The sequence below is a fragment of the Klebsiella sp. HMSC25G12 genome (genome assembly GCF_001807705.1).
In the GTDB taxonomy this organism is placed as follows: domain Bacteria; phylum Pseudomonadota; class Gammaproteobacteria; order Enterobacterales; family Enterobacteriaceae; genus Klebsiella; species Klebsiella variicola.
In genome coordinates, this window is sequence record NZ_KV789781.1 from 1 (window position 1) to 4,986 (window position 4,986).

The following is a 4,986-nucleotide window of genomic DNA, read 5'->3' on the forward strand; positions in this document are numbered from 1 at the left end:
TCGAGATGAGAGCCTGTACGCAAGTACGGGCTTTTTTCTTTTATATTCTCCGCTGGGGGAATGAGAACCCCCGACCGGGGTTCGACAACTGGCGCAGCCAGTTGGACAGACCGCGAGCCTGCGAGCGGGCTGCCCCGCAGGGGCGAGCGAAGCGAGTCAATCCCCCCCTCACCGCCATATTCGAGATGAGAGCCTGTACGCAAGTACGGGCTTTTTTTCGTCTGTGGCACCCGCCGGGGGGATGAGAACCCCCGACCAGGGTTCGACAACTGGCAACAGACATTACGCAGTATTGTCAAAGCCAGACTCTTTTTCACACGATTAACAGTGCAGCGAAGATGTTCGCCAACACTATCCCCTCTTCCGCTTTGAGCCACCCGGCATAACGAAAATCATATCGCTCCGGATGGTGTACGTTATGCATTAACGAAAAGTGCTTTGTTACTTGCGTATCGACCGTAATTCAATGTAAATGTGAATGAACGCTCATTCACTTTAGCGCATGACAACACAGAAGGTACCAATGACTAGCAAAACACTGCGACTTATATTTCCTCAATGGCAAGGCGGTAACAATCCTCCCTACTATCTTGGCTCGCAGCTGCTCTCGTTTCTCTCTCCTGAAGCAAAAGGGCCCGTTGAGATCGTTCCTGTTGAGTTACCAACAACAGAGCCATTGCCAGGGATTAATGGCATCACGGCTAAGCCATCCCTCATCAGGCAACTCAATAATGCTGCCGCACTGATTGAAAAACATGATCCCAATAGCATTGTCATTTTAGGCGGAGACTGCCTGGTTTCGCTGGCGCCTTTCGCCCACCTGCTCGATAAGTTCGGAGACAAACTCGGTGTGCTCTGGATTGACTCGCATCCTGACGTGCAGACGGCTGAACAATATCCAAACGCGCATGCCCATGTGCTTGGTGCGCTAATGGGTACGGGTGATAACGATTTAGTTGCCCATGTAAAAACCAAACTTAATCCGTCAAAAATAATGATTGCCGGTATCCACGCGCCACTTCCTTATGAAGCTGAATACCTCACTCGCCATAACATGACGACGCTAGCACCTGAACAGGTTAAAAGCGGTGCAGATGAAGTCCTGGAGTGGATAGCGAAAGGAAAGATTGCGTATCTGGCGATCCATATCGATCTGGACGTACTCGACCCATCTCTGTTCCGCTCCATTCTTTTTGCAAAACCGGGGCGCGGAAAACACGATTTTGGCGACGTTGCTGAAGGCAAACTGACGATTGAGGATGTACTCAATCTGATAGCGGCAGCGACGACAAAAGCAGTCCCCGTTGGCCTGACAATCGCTGAACATTTGCCCTGGGACATGCTGAATCTCAAGAACATGCTCAGTGAATTACCCCTTCTAAAGTAAGACGAAATCCAGGAGCCAGACGACAGAGTTTAGCTCTGGCTCCTTGCATAAAAGCGCGTTAAAGTCTGGACACCGAATTTACCAAGATGCCGATATGTTAAAAAAAACCGAAACCTACCATAAGTTGATTACGGCTGCTGCTGCCTGCTTTGCGGAAAAAGGCTTTAGTGCGACAAGCGTACGTGAAATCTCTACCCGGGCAGGAATTAGTCAAGGAGCAATGTATACGTATTTCAAAAGTAAGGATGAGCTTGTTAAGGCTATTGTACTGGAAGAACAGAACTCCGCGCTGACTGCCCATAATGCGACCTATGCAGGCTCTTATTTTGATCGCCTTTGTGCACAAGTCACGTCCTGTATTAGCGAGATCGGTTACCCTATCACGCATCAACTTTGGGTTGAAATCATGGCTGAGTCTGCGCGTAATCCAGAACTGCGAAAAACGTATATCTCCAGTGATGACATCATGCGGAAAAGCTTCGCGCGGCTCATCCAGGAGGGTATCGCTGCCGGAGAGTTTCGCCGTGATATTAACCTTGAAGAAATCACGATCATTATTTTTGCCCTTATTGACGGTTTAATCGCTCGTCAGGCAATAAACACGACCTTTTCATTCAGGGATGATCTGCCAATGTTTTTTGACGTTATGGCAAAATTGCTTAAATAATACCAGACGGTCATAGTAAAACGATGTATCGAAAAAACCAGAGGTTGCTTATAACAGCCAACGCTCTCAAGCGGCAAACGACTCACACAGTGAGCAATCTTTCACGCCCCTACGCGATTGCGAAGAGTGCGTGAAAAAGTACGGACGCTTTTCACATATGAGTTCCGGCAAAAAACCTCTGCCTACCCATCAATCTTCCTCCATCCGCTGATACTCTTCGCTGAGGTAGTCCACCAGCGCCCTGACGGAGGGCAGCAGCCCGCGCCGTGAAGCAAACACCGCATGGATCACTTCCCGCCGCGGCTGCCACTCATCCAGTACCACCTCTAATTCCCCTGACGCCAGCTGATCGCGCACCATTAATAAAGGAAGCTGCACCACGCCGACGCCGGCCATCGCCGCCTCGCGCAGCGCCAGCATATCGGTGGTCACCATTCGCGGCGTGAAATACACCTCCGCCCTTGCCCCCCCGGGCCCGGTAAGCTGCCATTTATGCTGATGCTTGTTCGCCCCCAGGCTGAGTCCCGGCCAGGTGCTCAGCTCGGAAGGCGCCTGCGGGCGTCCGAGCCGGGAAATGAGATCAGGACTGGCCACCAGCCGGTGCCCGCGGTCCGCCAGCACGCGCATCACCAGATCGCTATCCTCGATGGGCCGGGGACGGACGCGGATCGCCACATCAATCCCCTCCCCGACCACATCCACCCGGCGGTTGGTCGCCTCAAGATGCAGCGTTACCCCGGGATAGCGCGCCATAAATCGCGCCAGCATCGGTCCAATATGGACATGCAGCAAGGTGACCGGACAGGTGATCCTGACGCTACCGCGCGGCTCGGCGCGCAGCGTCTCGACCGCCTGCTGCGCCGCCTCGGCCTCTATCAGCATCGCTTTGCAATGCTGATAAAAGGTCTGCCCGACCTCGGTGACCGCGAACTGACGGGTGGTTCGCTGGATCAAACGCACGCCCAGCCGCTCCTCGAGTTGCGCAATGCGGCGGCTGAGCTTGGATTTCGGCTGGTCAAGCGCTCGCCCCGCCGCGGCGAAACCGCCATGGTCTACCACCTGGACAAACCAGGCGAAGTCATTGAGATCCTGCATCCTTCCTCCATTGTTCCATTTTTGGAACAGTATAGGTCATTTTTGCTCACTACCGCATACGTCGTCCCGGATATAAGCTTATTTACATCAGATACCGATACACAGGAGAAAGCCATGAAACAGATTACAGGAGTCTACACCGCGCCTGCGCAGCATTGGGTAGGCGACGGCTTCCCGGTTCGTTCGATGTTTTCTTATCAGACGCACGGCCAGCAGCTGAGCCCCTTCCTACTGCTCGACTATGCCGGGCCGTACACCTTCCCGGCGGGCAGCGATAAACGCGGCGTCGGTGAGCATCCGCATCGCGGATTCGAAACCGTCACCATCGTCTACGCCGGTGAAGTAGAGCATCGTGACTCCACCGGACGCGGCGGGGTGATTGGCCCGGGCGACGTGCAGTGGATGACGGCGGGCGCCGGGATCCTGCACGAAGAGTTCCACTCGGAGGCCTTCACCCGCAGCGGCGGCGAGCTGAAGATGATCCAGCTGTGGGTCAACCTGCCCGCCAAAGACAAAATGACGGCCCCCGGCTATCAGAGCATTACCGCCGGGACGATCCCCACCGTCGCGCTGGCGAATGGCGCCGGACAGGTTCGGGTTATTGCCGGCCAGTATGACGACGTCAGCGGCCCGGCCCATACCTTCTCACCACTTAACGTGTGGGATCTGCAGCTGAATCAGGGGCGCGACCTCACGCTGCGCCAGCCGGAAGGCTGGAGTACCGCGCTGGTGGTGCTGGAGGGGGAAGTGATCATCAACGGTTCCGAGTCCGCCCGCGAAGGTCAGCTCGCCGTCCTGAGCCAGACAGGAGACGCCCTGCATCTGGAGGCGACCGCCCAGGCAAAAGTTCTGCTGATGGCTGGCGAACCGCTGCAGGAGCCGATTGTGGGCTATGGCCCCTTTGTCATGAATAACAAAACGCAGATCGCAGAAGCCGTTCGCGATTTTAACAGCGGCCGTTTTGGCCAAATCTAACTGATTGAGGTGAATACTATGTCTACTCCCGCTAACTTTAACGGTGCTCGTCCGGTAATTGATGTTAACGATACCGCCATGCTGTTGATTGACCACCAGAGCGGCCTGTTCCAGACCGTCGGCGATATGCCGATGCCAGAGCTGCGCGCTCGCGCCGCGGCGCTGGCCAAGATGGCGTCGCTTGCCGGGATCCCGGTGATCACCACCGCCTCCGTGCCACAGGGGCCGAACGGTCCGCTGATCCCGGAGATTCATGAAAACGCGCCGCATGCGAAATACATCGCCCGTAAAGGTGAGATTAACGCCTGGGATAACCCGGAATTCGTCGCCGCGGTGAAAGCGACCGGTCGTAAGACGCTGATTATCGCCGGGACTATCACCAGTGTCTGCATGGCCTTCCCGGCGATTGCCGCTGTCGCCGATGGGTATAAAGTGTTTGCCGTGATTGACGCTTCCGGCACCTACAGCAAAATGGCGCAGGAAATTACCCTGGCTCGCGTGGTACAGGCTGGCGTAGTGCCGATGGATACCGCCGCCGTCGCCTCTGAGCTGCAGCGCACCTGGAATCGCCCGGACGCCGCAGAATGGGCGGAGGTGTACACCAAAGTCTTCCCGGCCTACCAACTGCTGATCGAAAGCTACAGCAAAGCGCAGGACGTGGTGAAGAATAACGAACAGCTGGATTCTCAGCGCTAAAACCCCGCCCCGCTGTACCGCAGCGGGGTGTTGTTCATTGCGTGAGCGAACGGTAGAGAAAGAAGAAAATATGCTTGACCGTTTTAACGCAACTCCCTATAGTAGCGCCCCGTTGCCCACCCAAGGTGAGCAGCAAGACAATATGGTGAGGTGTCCGAGTGGCTGA

The 4,986-nt window shown here is 55.4% G+C and carries 5 protein-coding genes; 4 read left to right on the top strand and 1 reads right to left on the bottom strand.

The genetic code is table 11. From position 1 onward, the window contains the following. Window positions 1-523 precede the first annotated feature (523 nt). A complete protein-coding gene (locus tag HMPREF3096_RS01180) occupies window positions 524-1,387 on the top strand; it encodes an arginase family protein (RefSeq protein WP_032729939.1) in 864 nt (287 codons plus the stop codon). A 94-nt stretch (window positions 1,388-1,481) separates the two neighbouring features. Next, window positions 1,482-2,054 (top strand): TetR/AcrR family transcriptional regulator, encoded by a 573-nt coding sequence (locus HMPREF3096_RS01185; RefSeq protein ID WP_032730979.1) that lies wholly within the window; start codon window positions 1,482-1,484, stop codon window positions 2,052-2,054. 189 nt (window positions 2,055-2,243) lie between these two features. Here HMPREF3096_RS01185 and HMPREF3096_RS01190 read toward each other — a convergent pair whose 3' ends face one another. Continuing rightward, on the bottom strand, window positions 2,244-3,149 hold the full coding sequence (locus HMPREF3096_RS01190; protein WP_032729938.1) for a LysR family transcriptional regulator: 906 nt from the start codon (window positions 3,147-3,149) through the stop codon (window positions 2,244-2,246). A 114-nt stretch (window positions 3,150-3,263) separates the two neighbouring features. Between HMPREF3096_RS01190 and HMPREF3096_RS01195 the strand changes: the two genes are divergently transcribed. Continuing rightward, window positions 3,264-4,124 carry a pirin family protein gene (locus tag HMPREF3096_RS01195; RefSeq protein WP_008805952.1) on the top strand — a complete coding sequence of 287 codons (861 nt, stop codon included), beginning with the start codon at window positions 3,264-3,266 and terminating at the stop codon, window positions 4,122-4,124. Between the two features lie 18 nt (window positions 4,125-4,142). Further along, window positions 4,143-4,820, top strand: coding sequence for an isochorismatase family protein (locus HMPREF3096_RS01200; RefSeq protein ID WP_002898927.1), 678 nt, complete (start codon window positions 4,143-4,145; stop codon window positions 4,818-4,820). Window positions 4,821-4,986 lie beyond the last annotated feature (166 nt).